Below are 452 nucleotides of genomic sequence, written 5' to 3' on the forward strand. Positions count from 1 at the left end.
GCTTTGCGGCTTTGCGCAAGACGTCGCGCGAGCGCAACCAAGCGTTGCGTGCGGCGGGCATCCCCCAATTCGGCTGCGCCAAATTCGTCGATCGCCCAGTCGTCGGAGTCGGAGGTGGAAGGCAATGGCGTACATCGCGGTGAATGACGGCAAGCAAATTAACACAGGTTTACAGCGGTTTACAACCGCTTTTCCACCTTCGCCCCCCAGATTTGTGGGTAATCCTGAGCCCACGTGTGGGAGAGGGGCYGGGGGAGAGGGCGGGCGCTCGTTACACCGTCGTGCTGGACAACACCAAACACCACGGGCTTCGCTTCCAGTGGCTCCTAGCTGATATGACTCCCCCGTGTCAATCGAGATTGGTTTGATTCAGTTTCACAGTTGCATGTTGTTCCCCAATTTCCTGGAGGGCGACGTAGCAGTAAGTCTCGACGGTGGATCACGCTGATATC

General features: G+C 57.9%; 1 protein-coding gene. It reads right to left on the reverse strand.

Annotated elements, in window-relative coordinates; all coding sequences use genetic code 11:
* Positions 1 to 125: IS4/Tn5 family transposase DNA-binding protein (locus AC1DS3_RS39510; protein WP_477129485.1), on the reverse strand; the 125-nt coding region annotated here is incomplete at its 3' end.
* Positions 126 to 452 lie beyond the last annotated feature (327 nt).

Source organism: Cupriavidus sp. 01L46, assembly GCF_056399905.1.